Here is a 20936-nt window from a genome sequence, read left to right as displayed (position 1 = left end):
AGGAATAAGAGGATGAAAATAGGTATAATTACTTTTAATAGTGCCCATAATTACGGAGCGGTTTTCCAGGTTTGGGCTTTACAGGAAAAATTAAAAAGTCAGGGTCATGAAGTAGAGATTATTAATTATCGTTTTTCTGCAATTGACAATGTATATAGATTATTTAAACCGGAAAATAAATATAAAAATGAATTTTTAAATAAGTTACATAATAAAAATCTGTTTCGTCAGGCTTGTAAGGCTGATAAACATAAGGCTAAAAGATTTAAAGCCTTTGAAAAATTTATAAATGATGTGCTTCCTACTACGAAGCCTTACTATACTTATAACGAATTATTAAATGCGGATTTTGATTATGACATAATGATTGCCGGAAGTGATCAAATCTGGAATGGAGATATAACAAAGGGTCTCAAGGCATCTTATTTTTTAAATTTTGGAAGAAAAGAGACAAAGAGGATTTCTTATGCTGCAAGTATTGGAAAAGTAGCTTTTGATGAAGAAGAAAAAGAGATTGCAAGACAGTATTTAAAAGAACTCGACTATATCTCAGTTCGAGAGGAAAAGGCTAAAAAGGCTGTTACAGAACTTACGGATAAACCAGTAGATCTTGTACTTGATCCTACTCTTTTATTAGATAGAGATTCTTATGATAAGATAAAAACTGATGTCAAATATCCGGGAGAATATATTTTTGTACATAATGTTCACCTAGTAAGAATAGATGAAAGATTAAATGAAGTTGTAGAAAAAATGATACAACTTACAGGTCTTCCTGTAGTAAATAACAGGGTGGATTATGATTTTTCAAAAGAATGTGGTAAATTAAAGGTTAATGATGTGGGAGAATTTATAGGAACCATAGCAGGAGCAAAATATGTTATAACAAATTCCTTCCATGCCACGGTATTTTCTGTTATATACGAGAGGAATTTTATAACAGTTCCTCACCATACAAATCCGGATCGTATGAGACATCTTTTATCAATGTTTGGCCTGGTAAATCATCTTATAGATTCTGTAAAGAGGGTACCGGAAAACCTTGATAAGTTAAAAATTGATTATGGCAAAGTTGAAAAACTTAAGAAAAAATCCAGACTTGTTTCAGAGGAATTTTTGAAAAAGTCCCTTGAAGGAGAAAAGACTGTAAAAGAAATAAAAGATACTTCTTATAAAGAAGAGAAAAAGTTTACAGATGCCTTATGGACAGGAAGTCTTTATTTGAAAGATAACAAAGATTATAAAACTTATTCCGGTGGCGGTTTTGAAAAGGCACTAGCAAAGTATGTATTTGAAAATAATGGTGTGGTTTTCTCTACAACCTATGACAAAGAAATGATGCCTGTATATGCCATGGCTGACAAGATGGAGGATACAGAAGACTTTTTCAAAACCAAATATACTAAAGCTGATGATAAATCCTTAGAAGAAATACTTCCAATGATTAAAAATCAACTTGAAAGTGGCGCAAAAGTTTTATTCTTAAGTATTGATTCTCATATAAGAAGCTTATATAAATATCTTGAAAAAGATTATGATAATCTATATACTGTAGATGAATTCAGACCACTTTTAGCAGAAAGAGATGTTTATTATAAATATCTTCGCTCACTGGAAAAGACACTTCGTTCAAAGATAAAAAGTATCGACTGGGACAATAAAACAATGGGTGTTGATGATTTATATATGGTGGCTGAGCTTGAAGATAAAGAAACATATGCTTCTGCCAAGGGCAGAAATGTTTTATTAAGGGCGTTAAACAAGAAATTTATTCTTGATAAAGAGCTTTATGATTCCCTATATAATATGCATGATACGTCCAAAGCTGATTTTACAGTGGACTTAAGATATAATGATGAAGATGTTAATAAATACGGAGAAGATTTTCTTTTTGTTAACAGCAATAAAGGCAAGGAGCTCTTTGGAAAAATTTCTGATAGTTTTGAGTTAAATCAAAAAGAGCCAAAAGAAAACTTTATCGGCAGAAGAAATATTACATCCGGAAGGATGAAAACTTTAGAAGCAATAGAAAACAGTGAGGATATAAACGCAACTTTATTGAGTATTGTTAATAATAAAAAGATTAAGTAAGTTATACCAGCTATGAAATCTTTCAGGAATTATCCTTACCCGTTGGACAGGAGGACAAATGAAAAGAGTAATAACATATGGAACCTTTGATTTACTTCATTACGGTCATATCAATATTTTAAGAAGAGCAAAAGAATTAGGTGATTATCTGGTTGTAGCTCTTTCAACAGATGAATTTAACTGGAATATGAAGCAGAAAAAATGTTATTTCAGTTATGAACAAAGAAAGCAGCTCTTAGAAGCTATAAGATATGTGGATTTGGTAATTCCTGAGGAAAACTGGGAACAAAAAGTTAATGATGTAAAATTATATCAAATCGACACCTTTGTTATGGGTGATGATTGGGTAGGAAAATTTGATTTCTTAAAAGATGAGGGAGTTGATGTGGTTTACCTTCCAAGAACTCCTGAAATCAGTACAACGCAGATTAAAAATGATTTGAATAAAAATAATTAATAATAATAGCTGCCGGAAAGATAAAATCTTAAACCGGCAGCTTATATATTTTATTTGGAATCTTCTGATTTATTAGCTTCTTCATCATCAGGAAATGTAATTTTGTGTTTGGTATATTTTTCTATGCAATATTCAAATCCATTTTCTTTATAGTCTTTCCAGAATTCCTCATAAATTTCAGGATATTTTGTAGGATGTTTTAAATTATGATGTCTGAAAGGATAACCTGTAACATCTATCCATTCCAGATCTTTTTTTGCTTCCTCCCAGAGAAGCTGTCCCCTATAGGTGTTAATTAAAACCAGGGAAATTCCCTTATCATCATCCCATTTTCCGGGAATTGCCTTTTCATGTCCCCAGAAGTCGGCAATGGTAATGTCTCCCGGACGGTTTTTATTGGTATAGGCACATTTAAAGCAGGAAGGCCTTGACATAACAGATTTGGAAAACAAGGCTGCAAAAATTCGGGATGACTTGCTTTTTCCGTTAACTGTAAGAGTTTCTCGATGGGCTTTCCAGCCAAAGCGATTTTTATTTCTGAAATTTAGTGCTGTAACTTCTCCGCCTAATTCTTTTTCCCTAAGGTCAAGAAAATCTTTCCAGATTTGTGGGGAAGGCGTACTGTGACAAATAATATCAATAGTATATAAATCACTGTATTCTTTTCCAAGATATGAATGGAGTGCACCAATCTGACATCCAGTACCGCTAAATAAGACTTTTCGTCCTGCCTTAAGATTTTCCTTTACAGATAAAAAAGTATCACCTAAATCGCTTTGGACATATTTAGAACCGCAAAATTCATTTCTGTCATGTTTGGTCTCGGCACTTTTATGAATAATTCTTCTAAAGCGACTTCCTTCTTCATATCCTACGCCAAATACAATGCCTTTTTTCTCCAGTATTCTGCTGGAAATGGCAACAAAGGCTCCACCAGAACGGCTTTTTTTATAAACATGCTCTTTTTTATGACGGCATCCGTAAGCATAATAAGGCTGAAACTCCTTTCTTTTAGGATATCCGGATTGAAAAGCACATTTTTTAAGGCATAAACCACAGTCTACGCATTTTTTTTCATCAATATGAGGATATAAAAATCCTCCTTCATCTTCTATCATGGTAATTGCATTTTGTGGGCATACCTTTTCGCAGGTTCTGCAACCACAGCAATCAGCTTTATCTTTTAATAATTCCATTTTTCGTTCTCCAATTATTATATTAAAGTTATAAAAAACTTTTATAAATCATGCATCCTGCTTATTATAGCATAGAAAAAAATGTACAAAAATATTTTTATAACACATTAACAAAGAAGTTAGCGTTTTGCGTAAAAAATATTTATATCATCTATAAAAAAGTAGCATTTACAGTGGAATTTGATATAATTTGTATTGAGATTATCTTAGGATATAAAGTGACATTTCGTTCATTGGTAAGTTTAAAAATGTACGATTTGCCAGGTCATTAAAGAGGAGAAAAAATGTTTAGTGAATTAATAAAAAAGATATTTAAAAAAGAACAAGAGGACAATTTCCAGACATTAATGGATTGCAATATAGAAAAAGAATTTTTGTATGATTATTCAAATGAAGAAAAATTGGAAAAATATTCAGGAAATAAATACTTCTTTGGAAACGAAAAAAAGGATATGACTTCTGATTCAGCTATATTGATAAAAACAAGGATAAAGGCAGGAGAAACAATGTGCCTTTCTTTTAGGGGGAAAAATCTTTATAATAATAATTTTATAAATGCTTATCTTAAAGTGAATGATGAAAATCTTTACGATGAGGGAAATGACAGGTATCGTACAACCCACTGGTTTGAGGTAGATTCTTCAAGAAAATTTATTTATATGATTGGAGATGCTTTTAATAAAGCCATCTGGCAGTTTAAGGATGCAAACGATAAATTGATAAATATTTCTTCTCAATGGGAAAACAATAAATATAAAAGAAAAGATCTGCCACTTATAAACAAAGCCTGTGCAAAAACTTTTATACCTTTAGAGGCAGTAAAAGCAAGAATATATTTTGCTGATATCAAAGATGAAAACACTGCTAAAACAGGTGAGGTTTTACAGATTGCTTATGGGCTTATCCCGGAAAACTGCCAGGAATATTATGAAAGAAATATAGAAATTAATTCTGAAAATTCCGGAGATTTAATTAAAGTTTATCCTGATAAATGGCAGGTGATTTCTAATGAAGAGGTCGTAGCAAGGGGAGAATGTCATTTAGACTTTGATAAAATCTATAGTTTTCAAATAGATTCTAAAAATGATTTTAAGGTTGAAATAGAAAGTGAAGAAAAATTTGTAGATTCGGAAGATAAAGAGTATGGAATAAGATGGCCTATTGAAGCCGAAATACCAGTTTGCGAAAGAGTTGGCGACGCAAAAAATCTTCATTTTAACTATAAAATTGAAAATACCCATGCCGGATTATTTGAAAACGATTTTGATAATATTTATCCCTGGAGTGAAATGAAAACCTGTGCCTTAAAAGTAGATGCAGAAGGAAATGAAGAAATAATATATGAAGGACAGGAGGGATTTTCAAGAGATGGAAGTGTCGGGGAAGTAATGGTTGAAATTCCTTTGTTTTATTCTAAGAGGGAGCAAAAAGACGGATATGAGTATCTTTGGATAACAAAAAAGAAAAAAGAAGGATATAAGGTAGAACCTTCCTTTATAACAAGAAAAGGAATTTTGAAAAAAATATATATCGGGGCTTATCTGGCTTCAACGGATAAAAAACTTCACAGTGCCTCAGATACTTTTGTTTGTGTAAATGAAAATGTAAAAAGTTTAAGAAAAAAAATAAGAAAAACAGATGGATTTGACGGATACGACTTACTTGCCCATATGACAATGGAAAAGCTTTTTCTTATAGAAACAGGAATATTATCTTCCCAGTCAGTGTTTGAGGGAATTTGCAATTTACCATACATTGAAAACGAAATTTATCCTTCCTGTATCGCAATAGAAAAAGCTAAAAATTCAAATTCTATCAAGGTAAAAAATACTTTAGTAACAGGAAGAATAATGCCGGGGGATACAGTGGCAGTTCTCGAAAACCCGGAGGATATTAAAAATAATAAATATAGTCCAAGAACAGTAACAGACATAAAAAAAATCGACTCCAATAAACTGGAAATATATTTTGACGGACAAGCTATAAATATTACAAAGAAAAAAAGCTTTATTTTATGTCTTCCGACAAAAAATGGTGTTACGGATAAATTAAACTATCATACGGGAAAAACGGACAAAAACAATAAGTATGCCCTTGGACATGAGGCTTTTAAATACAGAGGAATAGAAAATCTTTGGGGAAATGCCAAAGTATATTTGGAAAATGCATATGTAGTAAATGATAAATTACATATCTGTTTTCCTAACGGACATGAGGAAACTTCAGCTTTTAAACTTTTAAGGCAGGAAAAAACAATTTCCCATAGAGATTTTGATGCCTGTAATGAAATTACCATAAAGAAAATGATTTACTCCAAAAAGCATCCCCGTATTCTCTTTCCTGAAGCCACAGGGGATGGGGCAGTAAGCAGTAATTATTATGGAGACGCCTATTATAACGCCACCGAAAAAAACAAGGGATACATTATCAGTTATGGTGGAGCCTTGGACAGTTTGGGCTCGGCAGGAATTTTTAATTTCAGTATTGACTCCACTATTGAGGACAAATCACCCTCTGCCACAATGAGGCTGATATACAGAAAAAATATATTCTATAAAGGATAAAAATAAGGAGAATGAAAGATATGAAAGAATCACCATCCATTGATTTATGGCTTAAAGAAGCTAAAAAAGACGAAAGTTCCAAAAAAATAGGCATGTATCTGACCCATAATGGAATAGTTAGAGAAAGTGCCAAGGCAAAGGTAAGAAAAGGGGATAATAATACAAAGCCGGTAAAGGCCATGAACTTTTCCTATGATGAAAAAAAAGTAGAGAAATTCATTGAAAAAACATACCGGTTGGAAGGAATATATTACATAAAAGTATGGCTAAATGAGGGAGTTTTATCTGTAGGAGATGACATAATGTATGTTTTAATAGGTGGAGATATAAGACCTCATATAGTAGATGCCCTGCAGTTTTTAGTAGGAAACATTAAAAATGAATGTGTTATTGAAGAAGAAATATATGAAGAGTAAAAAATAAGAAAATCCGGATGATTAGCAAAAGGCTGGTTATCCGGGCTTTTTTTATGCCTATAGAAATTTGGTGTATGTGTTTAAAAATAATGATGATAAAATCACGGCCATAAACAAATTATTTGTGATAATGAAATATGTAAAAAATTACATTTTAAACATAAAATATTACAAACAAAGATAAAGAAATATTACATAAACTGCAGGCATATTATAAAATAACACAAAATGATGAGTAAAACAGTGAAATTTTCAGTATAAAATTTTGGAAATGGCAACATTGTTTTTACAAATATTTTTGTTTAAAATTATGGTATTAGAAGCTTATAACTTCTAATGTTTAAACAATATGCTTAAAATTTATAATGCTTGTTTGATGCATATCGGTAAAGATGTATAGCTGACAGGGGGAAGCGTTATAAGTTTTATATACATAAAATAAGAGATTACTAAAGAAGATGGAGGTATTACAATGTACAAATTTAGACCTATCAGTGAACGAATGGACAGGCTACATAAAAGAGTGCGTGACAGGGTTATTCAAACAGACTCTGAAAGAGCAATGATTATGACAGAAAGTTATAAAAAGTATGGAAATGCAGTTCCAGCTATTAGATTGCCTAAAGCGCTTTATGATATTTGTGCAAACATGACATTAAGGGTAGAGGATGAAGATGTTCTTGTTTGTAATATGGCTAAAAATTTCTGCGGAACTGCAGTAAATCCAAACTATTCAGGTATTGGATGGATTCCTTATCAGATAAGATCAGGAGCATGGACATTAAGAGAAGATGGACTTTATCATAATCCTGATACTGAAGAGATTAGAATGACTATGGCACCAGAAGATTATGAGGCATTTTGCTCTATTGAAGAATTCTGGAAGGGAAAGACCTTTACGGATATTGCAAATTCCTGGACACCTGACGGATATGATGAACTTGCAAGACTTCGCTGTACTCATGCAGTACCGGGACCTTTCTTTGTACATCTTCCTGCAGGTCATATGACTCCGTGATATAGAAAAATTGTTGATACAGGATATGCAGCTATAAGAAAAGAAGCTCAGGACTGGTTAGATGAACACAGAAACAACATTATCGGTGACGATATGGAAAAATATCTTTTCTATACTGCCGTTACAATTTGTTGTGATGCTGCTCATGTTCTTGCAAATAGATACGCTGATGAGTGCCTTAAAAAAGCGGAAACCGTAGATGATGAGGCAAGAAAGAAAGAATTAGAGGAAATGGCAGATGGCCTTAGATGGATTGCTGATAATCCTGCAAGAGGCTTTAGAGAAGCCTGCCAGGCAGAGTTATTATATATTCAAATGGTATTAATGGCAGGAACCGGAGATGTAGGATCTTGCGGAAGATTTGATCAGATTACCGGAAAATATCTTGAAAAAGACCTGGCAGAAGGAAAAATCACCGAAGATCAGGCTCAGGAAATCGTTGATAACTTCTTCCTTAATATCAGTAGAAACTGGGGCGGAGGACTTCCAGAGCTGGTAAAAATTATTGGAATCGGAAATACCTACATGCATACTACTATAGGTGGTACAGACCCACAAACCGGAAAAGATGCCACAAACAAGGTTACCTATATGGTTCTTGAAGCCGTTGGTCGTATGGGACTTCATGACCCTACAGTATCATTAAGAATGACTAAAGATACTCCAAAAGAACTTATTGAATGCGCTGTTGAAACAACAAAATTAGTTGGTGGACTTCCTCTTTATTACAATGATGATGTTCTTATACCAGCTATGCAAAAGGAATTGGGATTCACCCTTGAAGAAGCAAGAGATTACGCCCTTATCGGATGTCAGGAACTCACCGGCTCTGGAATCGAATATTCTTGCTGTAACGGTATAGCGCCTCCTCATGGAAGTGTTTACTATAGCGTAGTTTTAGACATGGCTATAAACAATGGTAAAAACCCTATGAATGGCGAGCAGGCTTCTATAGAAACCGGATATCTTTATGATATGAAAAATATTGAAGAAGTAAAAGAAGCTTTCATAAAGATGGCAAGGTATGTATTAAGAGCCCATATCTCAATTAATAACTTTATGGAATATGTGTTTGCTTATAATCTGCCACAGGCCATTATTTCCATGTCCGTGGAAGGTTGTATGGAAAAGGGAAAAGATGTAATAAATGGTGGAGCTAAATATACTTCATTTGGTGGTACCGCAACAGGACTTGCTACGGTAGCTGATTCCTTATCAACTATTGAATATGCCTGCTTTGATAAAAAAATCTGTACCACTAAAGAATTATATGATGCCGTAATGGCAAACTGGAAAGGTTATGAGGAATTACAGCAAAAACTTATAGCTAAAGTACCTCATTTCGGAAACAATGACCCATATGCAGACAAGTGGATGACCTGGGTAACAGAGACCTATTACAGCCTTTGTCAGGAAATGTCTTCACATTATGCAAAATACTACAGAGCAGGTCTTTATGGCGCTGCCGATCATGTTGGTCAGGGTTATGTAACCTGGGCTACTCCTGACGGTCGTGAAGCGGGAAAGCCTATAGCTGATGCGGCTTCACCGGCTCAGGGAAGAGATAAGAACGGCCCTACTTCAGTACTAAATTCATCCTGTTGCTATGATCATGGCAAATTTATGGATGGTGTGTGCTTAAACATTAGAATTCATCCAAGTGCTCTTTCAAGAGAAGATGGAAATCAAAAACTTGGAAGTATGATTAGAGCATATATGGATCAAGGAGGAGCAGAAGTTCAATTTAATGTAGTTTCCTCAGAAACAATGAGGGCTGCTCAGGAAAATCCTGAAGAATACAAAGACCTGGTAGTTAGAATAGCAGGATATTCAGCTTATTTTGTGGAATTAAGCAAAGACTGCCAGAATGACCTTATCACAAGAAGTGAAAATGTGATTTAACTTAAATAAAAAAATAGGGATTATATAGAATTTAGACAAAACCATGCAATGAAAATAAGACTTCATTGCATGGTAAAATGCAAAATTTTAAGGAGGGGTATCCAAATGATAAAAGAAGTAGCTATTTCACCTAGAGTAGCAAGAGTTCGTGAAAAGTTTCGTAGTACAAGACCACAATTAGACATAGCCCGTTACAAGCTTGTAACAGAGTTTTATATGGAAAATCCAAACATAACAGGTATTTTAAAAAGGGCTTATAATTTAAAAAATCTCTTTGAAAACATGCCAACACCGGTATTTGATGATGAAGTAATAGTTGGTTATCCGGCAAATACCTACAGAGGATGCGTAATTTTCCCGGAAAATTCCTTCTCATATTTTTATACCGACAATCCAACAATAGACAATATCAGAAATCGTTCAGTTGATCCTATGGACATAGATGAAGATGATTATAAATATCTTATGGATACAGCTCATTTCTGGGATAAAAACAGTATGAGTGCCATTGTAGACCAGTATCTTCCGGAGTCCTATAAAAAGCTTGCAGGAGCAGGAGTATTAAATTTCAGACCTTCAGGAAATTGTGGAAGTCCTATTGGACACTTTATAGGAAACTTCTGGACAGTATGTGACAAAGGCTTTGGAGCTATTGTAAAAGAAGCAAAAGAAAAAATGGAAATCCTTGAAGAAAAAGGAATCCAGGGTGATGAAGCAAGACATTATATCTTCTACAGAGCTGTTGTAATAGTTTCAGAAGGACTTATCACCTACACAAAAAGATATGCAAAAGAATGTAAACGCTTAGCAGATGAGTGTAAAGATGAGAAAAGAAAGGAAGAACTTCTTTCCATGGCAGAAAGCCTTGAATGGATTATAGAAAATCCTTGCCGTACTTATCGTGAATCTTTACAGGCTTGCTACTTATATCAGATGGGACACATACTTGACGCACAGCTTCATGGAATAAGCTATGGAAGACTTGATCAGTATTGTGGAAAATATCTTGAAAAAGATTTAAAAGAAGGAAGAATAACAGAAGATGAAGCTCAGGAAATAACAGATTTATTCATGTTAAAAGTAGCTGAAATCAACCGTTTGTGGTCAGAAGCAGCTACTCATTCAGGCCCTGGTTATACAACAGGACAGCTTGTAACAATCGGTGGTACTGATAAAGATGGTAATGATGCAACAAATCTTGTTACATATATGATTCTTCGTTCATCAAGAAGACTGAAAATTCATCAGCCACCAGTAGCTATAAGAATACATGACAATACTCCTGATGAATTATGGGAAGAGGCTATTGCCACAAACTCAGCAGTAGGTGGAGTACCAAGTTTTGAGTATGACAATGTAATTGTTAAATCCATGGTAGAGCAAAGGGGTATTTCCTTGGAAGATGCCAGAAATTATGCTCTTGTTGGATGCGTAGAACCTGCAGTATGCGGTTGCGACTTTGCTAATTCCGGTGGAGATGGAAATGCAGCATATACTATTCTTCCGGCAGCTTTATGGCTTGCCATAAATAATGGAGTAAATCCATTCAGATTCCCGGGAGCACCGGAACCTACGGTTTCAGGACCTCAAACCGGATATTTGTATGAGATGAAAAGCATGGGAGAAGTCCTTAAAGCTTACAAAACACAGATGGACTATTTCACAAAATGGCAGGTAAATATGGTTAACTGTTATGAATATATATACAGTTTCCATACACCACTTCCACTTCTTTCCGCAACTATGACCGGATGTATGGAAAGTGGACTTGATGTACTTTGGGGCGGTGCAAAATATAATGGAGCAGGAAACTCAAGTATCGGTCACGGAACCGTTGCAGACAGCTTAAATATAATTAACCAGATTTGCTTTGTTGAGAAAAAAGCAACTACAAGAGAACTTTATGATGCTCTTATTGCAAACTGGGAAGGCTATGAAGACCTTCATCAATATATCTTAGGAAAAGCAAAACACTTTGGAAATAATGATCCTGAAGCAGATCAGTTTATTAGTTTTGTAGCTGATACTTATGCAGACGGAATCAAGAGAGGTGTAAGTCCTAGAGGATGTAACTGGTCTGCCGGATGTTGGCCTGTAACCTTAAATGTTGTAATGGGTATGTTTAATCATGCAACACCTGACGGAAGATACACAGGACAGCCATTGTCAGACGGTATTTCACCGGTGCAGGCAATGGATAAAAACGGCCCGTTCTCAACTATTAATTCAATACTTAAATTTGATGAATCAAAATATCCAAACGGAACACTTTGTAATATGAAATTCCATCCGACAGTTCTTCAGGGAGCAGACGGGTACAAGAAACTTCGTGCTGTTATGGAAGCATTCTTCAAAGGTGGCGGAATGGAATTACAGTTAAATATTGTATCTGCTGATACCTTAAGAGATGCACAGGAACATCCGGAAAACTACAAAGATTTAGTAGTTCGTATCGCAGGATTTTCAGCATATTTTGTGGAAGTATTTAAAGAATCACAGGATGATCTTATCAGAAGAACGGAAATGAGCATCTGATTTTAATAGGGAATATTTAAAAATTATTTATAGGTATTAAAAAGTGCCTGCTTTGTCAGGTGGGGCAAAGCAGGCAAAATAGACTTATTTATGATAGGAGAAAAGCGAAAATGGCAAAAACTTATAACATTATATGTCCGGTAATTTTTGGCTCAGGAGCAATTAAGGAAATACCGGAAAAAGTAAAAGAATTACAGGGAAAAAAAGCATTTTTAGTTTACGACCAGGGAGTAAAGGCAGCAGGAATATCAGATAAAATAACAGCATTATTAAAAGAAAACAATATAGAATATGCTGCTTATGAAGACATTACGGCAGATCCGAAAGATACAATAATTGATGATGCTGCAAAAGCAGGAAAAGATGCAGGCGTTGACATTGTAATCGGTATTGGTGGCGGAAGTAGTCTTGACGCTGCAAAAGCAATAGCAGTAATGCTTAAAAATCCTGGAAATATCGGTGATTATTATGCAGGAATCGGAAAAGAATTTACTGAAAAAGCTCCTGTAGTTTTAGTGCCGACAGCTTCAGGTACAGGTAGTGAAAGTACACCTATTGCAGTCATTACAGATACTAAAAATACTGTAAAACAGACCATATTAAATCCTGGAGATATTGCAATAGTTGACCCAGATCTTACTCTTACAGTGCCGGATTTTGTAACAGCAAATACAGGTTTTGATGCATTGGCACATGCCATTGAAGGATATACGGTAAATGAAAACTTCCAGAATCCACTTTCAGATGTATTGTCATTAAAGGCAATAAGCCTTATCTGGAAAAATCTTGAAAAAGCATATCTTGACGGAAAAAATTTAGAAGCAAGAACAAACCTTAGTCTTGGAAGTAACTTTGCAGGAATAAGCTTTGCAGGTTCATGCGTACATTTTGGACATTGTGCAGCTCATGAGCTTGGTGCTCAGTATCACATTGCCCACGGAGCCCTTTGCGCACTGGCGATTCCGGAGGTAATAGAATTTTCGGCAGAGGTACTTCCTGAAAGAATAACAAGTATGGCTCATGCCATGGGAGTTACACTTCCTGATACAGATGCATTGGGAAGAGGAAAAGCCCTTGCAGAGGAAGTAAGAAAATACATGAAACGAGTAGGCATTAAAGCTTTAAAGGATTATGAAATAACAAGAGAACAGGCAGTGGCTTGTGCAAAAGGAGCAGTTGAAAACAACTGGTTCGTAGTGTCAACACCAAAGCCTGTTGATATAGCAGTTATGGAAGAACTTATCGGAAAAATGTATGATAATTACCAATAAAAAATGCAGTTAATAAATCCTAATTAATTCTTAGAAGGCTCATAACCTTCTCGGCTATCATTAGGGAAAACACATACTCATAATTCTCAAAATTGATGTCAGTCAGCTCAATGATCTGAGTAATCCTATACTTCATGGTATTGTAATGCAGATGCATTTTGCTGGCTGAATCAGTTATATTCTGAGATGAATGTATATAAACAAACAATGTGTCCAAAAGATTTGTTCCATGAGTTTCATCATATTTTTTTAAAATAAAAACTGACTCAGGGATTAGGTCTTTTAAATCACAAGAAGAAGCAAAACTGGTTAAAAGATGGGTGAACTTCCAGTCATTGTAATATAAAACAGCCTCTTTTTTGTCAAATTGTGAACTAAAATCCAAACATGCCAGAGCCTGATTGTAATACATAAAAAGCTTTGAGTATGAATTAAAAGGCAGACTGACACCGGCAATAAGCTCATTTTGAGTCAGAAAAGCCGAAAAATTCTTGGACTTTTCTTTAAAAACATCAGCAGGAACTACCATAACCAGCAGATGTTCATATATGGTAATAGTGGTAATATCAAATAATTTATGTAAATGATTTTTGATATGGTAAAGCCTTTTTGTAGCAGAGCGAGAAAGGCTGTATTTTACAACTACCGCATAAAGTTCGGATTTTTCTTCAAGCTTAAGAATACTTGTCCTGCCTGAAATAGCTTCATTACCGGTTATTTTTAGAGAAAGAATATCCGTAAGAAAATCTTCGATCTCAACATTCACATCATAGGAATAAAGTGAATTATTATTAATCGAAATAGAAGCGAAGCCACAGATAATTATTAAAAGATTTTTTTCAACAAAAGTGATTTCGTGGCTGGATTCAATTAATTTAATATAACCTAAAAGATGACGGCCTCTGGTAACAGGACAGGAAATAATGTGGGATATTTTACCGTCCATAGTGATTTCCTCATGACAAAGAGAATCAGGAAACATCTTATCAGGCTGGGACTTAAAGGAAGTATCAGGGGATTTTATGTAATTTTCAGGAAGAGATTTGTTTTTCAGGGCATAATTAATCACCGGATCGGTGATACTTTTGTAAATGCCGGAGGATGAGATTAAAACATAGGATGAATCCACTAAAAGCAAAGGATTATGTAAAAATCTTTGGGCAATTTTTAATAATTCATCAATTCCGGCGTTATTGTGACATAAAAGCATTAGTTCACCTGCACAGTTATTAATAACAGCCTGCTCATCAAAAAGAGTTTGAATTTCGTCTTTTAACTGATTAAAAGAGTCCACATCTTTGGTAACAATGAGATTTAAGCCAGGGATCTGATAATATTCAGCTGTAAGCTCAACATTTTCGTAAACCAGGATACTCATGTTTTCAAGATGTTTATTCTTTTTCAGGGTAGAGGCTTTGGTAGCGTAAAAATAATCTGAGGAAAGAACCTGTCTAGGCTCCATCGTAACAAAATTCAGAAGAATTTTTGATGGATTAGATGAAATTGTAAGTTCTCTCTCATTAACTAATTTTGAAATTGTATAAAAATCAATACTCATGTTTACTCCTGAAATAATATATTAATTAAAATGTACAATAATCCGTTTACAGTATACAATAAATTTATAAAAAAAGTAAATAAATTAGGAGAAAATACCACTTATTATTCTTATATTTTCAATAAAAGAACCAAAGCAGACCTTGAAGAAAAAGTGTGAACGCAGTGTAAGCAATCCCCCGCTTCAAAAGCGTAAGCTTTAAGCGGGGGTATAAGCTTACTAGTGTCAGAAGGGGTTAAAGCCCCTTCTGACAGGTGGCACAAAGTGCCACTGCGTTCATGAGGAAGTAGAGAAGCGGATTCCGAATGTCCGCTTTACAAAAAGTAATTTATAAATAATAGGATGAAAGGAAATAAGGAATGGATAATAAACAATTAACAGGCAGACTTTATGATATACAGGGATTTTCCGTACAAGACGGCCCAGGAGTAAGAACCACAGCCTTTTTAAAGGGATGTCCCCTTAGATGTCCATGGTGTCACTCCCCGGAATCCCAGTCATTTAAAAAACAGTTAAGCTGGATGTCTATGCGTTGCCTTGGTACAAAGGCCTGTAATGAGCGTTGTATAAAGGCCTGTCCAAAAGGTGCAATCGAATTAGGTTCAACAAGAATGGATCCTCTTAACAATACAGAATTGCAGTTAGTACATGTAAAAAGAGATCTTTGTGATGATTGTGGAATATGTACAGAAAGCTGTTATGCTGAGGCTTTATATCTTTGCGGAAAAGACTATACGGTAGATGAGTTGGTAGACAGATTATTACAGGATAGACATTTTTACGAAACCTCTGACGGTGGGGTAACTATATCAGGTGGAGAGGCACTTTGTCAGGTGGATTTTGTAGTAGAAGTATTAAAAAGACTTAAAGAAGAAGGTATTCATACAGCCCTTGATACTACAGGTTATGCAGACTGGGAGGTTGTTGAAAAAACTCTTCCTTATGTAGATATCTATCTTTATGATTTAAAGCATATGGATTCCGAAAAACACAAAGCTGTTGTAAAAGTTCCTAATGAAAAAATAAAGGCAAATGCCATAAAACTGGCAGAACACGGTAAGAAACTTCAAATAAGAATACCGGTAATTCCGTTATTTAATCATGATGAAGAAAATATCAGAGAAACAGCAGAATTCTGCCAAAAATTAGGAGATGCGGTGGAAGTTATACAGTTACTTCCATATCACAATCTTGGAGTAATGAAATACTTAAGAATAAGTGATGAACCTGTAGCAGAAGCCACACCGCCATCAGAGGAATACATGGAAAAATTAAAAGGTATAATGGAAAGCTATGGCCTTCCGGTAACCATACATTAAAAATAAAAAAATACCCGAAAACTATCAGACACAACGTCTGGTAGTTTTTTTCGTTGTAATAGTTTGTTTCTACGAATATAATATAAACTAGTAATCCTTGAAACAGAAAGGAGAGATTACTGAAATGAGCAGAAATAATTTTATGACTTCCAAGTCCCCTTTTGATAAAAACAGCATTTCGATGATAAATAATGTTTTGGTAAACGGGGCTATAAATTCCGGGAATCTTATGTCTTTAAATACAAGACGAAGAAGTTCCGGAATATTGGAAACCGCAGCCCTTATAGGGGCAGCAAAGGTGATATCTGATATAAATAATACTAATCAGAACAATACATCGGTAAATGTAAGAAATACTCAAAATACTGTTCAAAACAGGAGCCTGGCTTCAAACAGTGACTATTACAGCACAAATGCTCAAAACAGCTCTTATAATAATGTAACACAGGCATACTCCACAAATTATAATAATGACAGAAACAATTCAATTTGGACAAATACTGCCACAAACCAGCCACTGACCGGAAGTGCCCCTAATGAAATAAATAACATCAATCCGGAAAAAATTAAGTTTAAAAACATTCCTAACCTTATAAATCCTATTTTAAAAGGTCAAAAAATACCTCTAAATTCTGGGATTGATAGGGTTAAAGTTGGCTTTGGCTGGAATGTTACAAATAACAAATGTGATGTGGATGTCTCAGCCTTTATGCTAAATGAGTCACAAAAGGCATTAGGAGAGGACTGGTTTGTTTTTTATGGACAGCCTAAAAGCCCCGATACAAGCATCAGCTTTAGGGAGGATAATGCTACAGATAGAGAAATAATAGATATTGATTTTACCAAAATAAATCCTCAGGTGACAAAAATAGTCTTTGTTCTTACCATAAATGATGCATTGACAGACAATTTGAATTTCGGAATGTTAAAAGATGCCTATGCAAGGATATTAGACAGTAATAATAATGAGATAGTAAGCTTTAAAATGACAGATTATTATACAAATGTCATATCAATGATGATAGGAGAAATATATCTTTACAAGGGTAATTGGAAATTTAGTGCCGTAGGAAATGGTGTATCCCGTGATTTGGCAGGATTATGCCAGATGTACGGTCTTGAAGTATTATAAAATAAGATGAATAGGAGAAAAAAATGCTAACTTTTGAAACAATAAATGAACTAACTTTAAAAATAACCTGCAGCGGAAGCGATACTCTTTTTGCAAAAGCAGGTTCCTTTATAGCAGGGGAAAGTCATAATGGAAAAAATTACAATTTTGAAAAAGTGCTTTTAGGCCCTCAAAACAACCTTGCCCAGGCAGCTTTAGGCTCGCTTTTAAGAAGGGCGACTGGAGAAAATCTTCCTTTAATGAAAGTGAATTTTCACGGAGATTCCGTTACCTACTATGCAAATAACGGGCAACATATAATAGTCTACAAACTTGCCTATGGTGAAACAATCTCCGTAGAATCAGAGAATATACTGGCATTTACCAATGATTGCGACTACAGTGTACGATTTGTAGGTAGTGGAGTTCTTTCTCAAAAAGGCCTTGCCACCTCCACCTTAACCGGTAGAGGAGGAGAAGCTTATGTAGCCATTCTTTCAAATGGAAATCCAATAGTTCTTAGTAATGTAAATTCCCAAACAACATTGTCAGTTGACCCGGATGCACTGATTTGTTGGATAGGTGATGGCTATTCAGAACCTCAGGTAAAAGCTGATATTTCCTGGAAAACCTTTATTGGACAGGCTTCAGGAGAGTCCTATGCCTTTGAATGGGATCCAAGAACCCCCGTAACCGTTATAGTTCAACCTTCAGAAAGAGGCGGTGGAATAAGAGTGGGAATGGATTAATAATCAATAAAATCTAGTAAACGCGTCTTGCCTTGGTTTAGGGCAGGACGCTTTTTTTTAAAGTAAACAGATTCATGAACCGTAAAGCAAAACACTTATTAATCATCATTTCCCCTTTTTATTTGCTATCAGCGGTTTAACAGCTTTGTATACTTCACTAGCCTTTTTGCTATCCTTATAGTACTTTGATAAAGCATTATTAACACCTGACTTTGTCTTGTAGTAATTTATGCATTTAACCACAAATGAAACATCGTCCTTATCTTTTAATAGCTTTTCAACTTCAGCTATCACCGAATCTTGTTTAGTAGATTTTGTTCCATTTGTCTTTTTTTCTTGCTTGTTATTCGCTGTTACTTTTTTATCATCAGTTGCACTATTCTTTTTATCAGATGTCACTTCACAATTCCCGGCAACATCTGTAACTTGATATACCTTGGCTTTCATCATATGCCAAAAATTCTTTAAGCACAAAAAGCCTTGATCTTTTGTAACAATGTAATATAAGCAATTAGTTATCCCGTTAAAACAATTCTGCGATATCACATAACCTGGGTATGAAGACAATTGAAAATCTAATGCATTCTTGTAGCCTGCTTCAACATTATGATACTGTATGTTAGCCTTTGTCTCCATTAATTTTCTGTGAAGCTCAAATGTCATGCTATCCGCATTCTCACTATAAAAAATATAAACAGTATCGTTCTCAGTTAGCTTCCCAATTTCATTTAACCCTTGAGTTTTAACATTTTCATAATCAACCAGAAATATTCTGGTTTGATTATCTTGAAGAGAAATATCTTCCTTGTTTTTTTGTAAGATATTATTTTCGGTTTCTAATTTCTTTTTCTAGAGTAGTTGTGATTCACAATCTAATTTGTAAGAAGAGTTTTTATTATAAAACTGTTCCTTTTCTATTTGGAAATCGTTTTTTCTCATAAGAAACTTTTTCTTAGTTTCTTCCAGTTCAATTTCTTGCTTTGATATTCTTTTTTGGTTTAAATCGCTGGATTGCTCGCTGCTATCTAAAAAATTAACAAGAGCTCTTTCAATAGCTTCAGTTTTGTTAATCTGTACTTATTTGATATATTTTTCTAACGAATCAGAAATCTCCTTGGTTATTGAAGAATCTAATCTAGTAAATTTTGAAGTTTCACTTTCTATATTGTCGAATTTAAACTCGTGATATTTATTTTCTATTTGGGGTTCAGATTTATTCTCTCCATCAAACCTTACCGATACGATATTCATATCTTTATCTATTTCACCTTTGGTAGAATTATTATAAATTAATTCAAAAAGGGCATTTTCAAGAACCTTCCTCTTGGTTAAACCTGTGACCTTAACATATTCATTAAGTCTTTCTATGGTTTGTTTACTGATATTGCAGCCTATTCTGACTTTTTTCATATTCTCCATATTCTTCTTCTCTACTATCTTTATGGAATTCTACAGGTGTATCTGTATGTTCTTCCATATACATTTTAAAGATTATAATCATTATAATATATTGATTTATATAAGTGAACAAAAAATGTAAAAACTTATCAATTTTTTTATACAAAATAACACATATATGTGATTTTAACTATACATTTAAAGAGTACTATACCATTTATTTTTATACAAAATAACACACACGTGTGGTTTTAGGTATACATTTAAAAAGTGCTATATTAATTTTTTATATAAAAATAACATATAGGTGTGATTTTAGCTATACAATAAAAATCTAGAAATAGAAAGCGAAAAAATACAATTAGATATTTTTTGTTGTTTAGAAAAAAACCCATTTAAAGATACTGAGGTGACCCCAAAAAGTTAGACCAAAAATCTAACGATTGGAGGTCGGTTTTTTATGGCCAAATATAGCTATAAGTTTAAGAAAAAAGTTGTTGATGCTTATTTAAATGGTGAGGGTGGGTATAGATATCTTTCATCTACCTATGGACCAGATACTAAAAATATAAGAACTTGGGTTAATAATTACCGTTCTTTTGGTGATGAAGGCTTAATGCGTTCTCGTCAAAAAACAAAGTATTCTTTCGAAAAGAAACTTTCTGTGGTAGAGTTTTATCTATCAAATGAGGTTTCATATCAGGAGTTGGCCATTCAAGAAGGTATAAGCAATCCTAGTATGATTGCTACATGGGTTAATCGTTTCCGCATTGTCGGTCCTGATGCATTGAGACCACACAAGAAAGGTCGGAAGAAGATATTGAATAACCCCAAGATAGGTAATAAATCTAAAGAAACCGAAGAAAGAATAATCGATACAAGTGCTGAACATGTAAAAGAATTAGAGGATGAGCTCCTCAAGCTAAAAATAGAGAATGCATTTTTAAAAGAACTGAGGAGACTGCGTTTAGAGGACGAGGCAAAAATGAGAGAACGGCGCTCGTCATCAACAGTCTCCGAGGAGAGTTCAAACTAAAAGACCTTCTCTCTTACACTGGTATGCCCAAAGGCACTTACATGTATTGGCAAAAAAGATTTGACCGCGAAAATCCAGACAAAGAAATCGAAGAAAAAATTCTTAAGATTCGCAATGCTAATAAGGACTATGGCTACCGCAGAATATTAGGAGAATTAAAAAATCAAGGGTACTGTATAAATGATGCTGTATCATAATTGTTGACACTTTATACTCGTATATGATGATATATAGTACGAGGAAAAGGAGGTGCTTTTAATGGCACGAAATCAGAAACACTATGATACAGATTATAAGGTTCAGTCTGTAAATTTA

Annotated in this window: 15 protein-coding genes and 1 pseudogene; 12 read left to right on the top strand and 4 right to left on the bottom strand. The window is 34.3% G+C overall.

The window, feature by feature from the left end:
- Positions 1 to 12: 12 nt before the first annotated feature.
- On the top strand, positions 13 to 2091 hold the full coding sequence (locus BM153_RS02405) for a polysaccharide pyruvyl transferase family protein (RefSeq protein ID WP_092870401.1): 2079 nt from the start codon (positions 13 to 15) through the stop codon (positions 2089 to 2091).
- A 58-nt stretch (positions 2092 to 2149) separates the two neighbouring features.
- The gene (gene tagD / locus BM153_RS02400) at positions 2150 to 2548 is read left to right on the top strand and encodes a glycerol-3-phosphate cytidylyltransferase (RefSeq protein WP_092870399.1); all 399 of its coding nucleotides are present in this window, start codon (positions 2150 to 2152) and stop codon (positions 2546 to 2548) included.
- Positions 2549 to 2598: 50 nt separating this feature from the next.
- Here tagD and BM153_RS02395 read toward each other — a convergent pair whose 3' ends face one another.
- Positions 2599 to 3744, bottom strand: a complete 1146-nt coding sequence (locus BM153_RS02395) for a Coenzyme F420 hydrogenase/dehydrogenase, beta subunit C-terminal domain (protein ID WP_092870397.1) — start codon at positions 3742 to 3744, stop codon at positions 2599 to 2601.
- Positions 3745 to 4028: 284 nt separating this feature from the next.
- Between BM153_RS02395 and BM153_RS02390 the strand changes: the two genes are divergently transcribed.
- From BM153_RS02390 to BM153_RS02365, 6 genes and pseudogenes are all read left to right on the top strand, one after another.
- The gene (locus tag BM153_RS02390; protein WP_092870395.1) at positions 4029 to 6308 is read left to right on the top strand and encodes a hypothetical protein; all 2280 of its coding nucleotides are present in this window, start codon (positions 4029 to 4031) and stop codon (positions 6306 to 6308) included.
- 20 nt (positions 6309 to 6328) lie between these two features.
- The gene (locus BM153_RS02385) at positions 6329 to 6724 is read left to right on the top strand and encodes a molybdenum cofactor biosynthesis protein MoaE (RefSeq protein WP_330391985.1); all 396 of its coding nucleotides are present in this window, start codon (positions 6329 to 6331) and stop codon (positions 6722 to 6724) included.
- Between the two features lie 472 nt (positions 6725 to 7196).
- A pseudogene (locus tag BM153_RS13895) lies at positions 7197 to 9215 on the top strand (pyruvate formate lyase family protein); the annotation flags it as partial.
- Between the two features lie 57 nt (positions 9216 to 9272).
- A complete protein-coding gene (locus BM153_RS13890; protein ID WP_278278322.1) occupies positions 9273 to 9644 on the top strand; it encodes a glycine radical domain-containing protein in 372 nt (123 codons plus the stop codon).
- Positions 9645 to 9749: 105 nt separating this feature from the next.
- The gene (locus tag BM153_RS02370) at positions 9750 to 12179 is read left to right on the top strand and encodes a glycyl radical protein (protein WP_177205540.1); all 2430 of its coding nucleotides are present in this window, start codon (positions 9750 to 9752) and stop codon (positions 12177 to 12179) included.
- 110 nt (positions 12180 to 12289) lie between these two features.
- Entirely contained in the window at positions 12290 to 13450 is a 1161-nt protein-coding gene (locus BM153_RS02365) for an iron-containing alcohol dehydrogenase (RefSeq protein ID WP_092870385.1), read from the top strand.
- Between the two features lie 19 nt (positions 13451 to 13469).
- On the opposite strand, the gene BM153_RS02360 is transcribed toward BM153_RS02365, so the two are convergent.
- The gene (locus BM153_RS02360; protein ID WP_092870383.1) at positions 13470 to 15008 is read right to left on the bottom strand and encodes a PucR family transcriptional regulator; all 1539 of its coding nucleotides are present in this window, start codon (positions 15006 to 15008) and stop codon (positions 13470 to 13472) included.
- A 359-nt stretch (positions 15009 to 15367) separates the two neighbouring features.
- Here BM153_RS02360 and BM153_RS02355 point away from each other — a divergent pair, with 359 nt between their 5' ends.
- From BM153_RS02355 to BM153_RS02345, 3 genes are all read left to right on the top strand, one after another.
- A complete protein-coding gene (locus BM153_RS02355; protein WP_092870381.1) occupies positions 15368 to 16327 on the top strand; it encodes a glycyl-radical enzyme activating protein in 960 nt (319 codons plus the stop codon).
- A gap of 124 nt (positions 16328 to 16451) precedes the next feature.
- A complete protein-coding gene (locus tag BM153_RS02350; RefSeq protein ID WP_242949053.1) occupies positions 16452 to 17459 on the top strand; it encodes a TerD family protein in 1008 nt (335 codons plus the stop codon).
- 23 nt (positions 17460 to 17482) lie between these two features.
- Entirely contained in the window at positions 17483 to 18187 is a 705-nt protein-coding gene (locus BM153_RS02345) for an AIM24 family protein (protein ID WP_092870379.1), read from the top strand.
- Between the two features lie 105 nt (positions 18188 to 18292).
- On the opposite strand, the gene BM153_RS02340 is transcribed toward BM153_RS02345, so the two are convergent.
- Complete coding sequence (locus tag BM153_RS02340; RefSeq protein WP_278278321.1) at positions 18293 to 18952, bottom strand: PIN domain-containing protein; 660 nt, start codon at positions 18950 to 18952, stop codon at positions 18293 to 18295.
- Between the two features lie 312 nt (positions 18953 to 19264).
- Positions 19265 to 19606 carry a hypothetical protein gene (locus BM153_RS02335; RefSeq protein WP_092870375.1) on the bottom strand — a complete coding sequence of 114 codons (342 nt, stop codon included), beginning with the start codon at positions 19604 to 19606 and terminating at the stop codon, positions 19265 to 19267.
- A gap of 439 nt (positions 19607 to 20045) precedes the next feature.
- On the opposite strand from BM153_RS02335, the gene BM153_RS02330 reads away from it, so the two are divergent.
- The gene (locus tag BM153_RS02330) at positions 20046 to 20621 is read left to right on the top strand and encodes a helix-turn-helix domain-containing protein (protein ID WP_092870373.1); all 576 of its coding nucleotides are present in this window, start codon (positions 20046 to 20048) and stop codon (positions 20619 to 20621) included.
- Positions 20622 to 20936: the final 315 nt, after the last annotated feature.

The sequence above is a fragment of the Acetitomaculum ruminis DSM 5522 genome, assembly GCF_900112085.1.
GTDB lineage: Bacteria > Bacillota > Clostridia > Lachnospirales > Lachnospiraceae > Acetitomaculum > Acetitomaculum ruminis.
The sequence above is the reverse complement of the archived record's forward strand: the minus strand, read 5'-3'. Positions and strand labels throughout refer to the sequence as shown.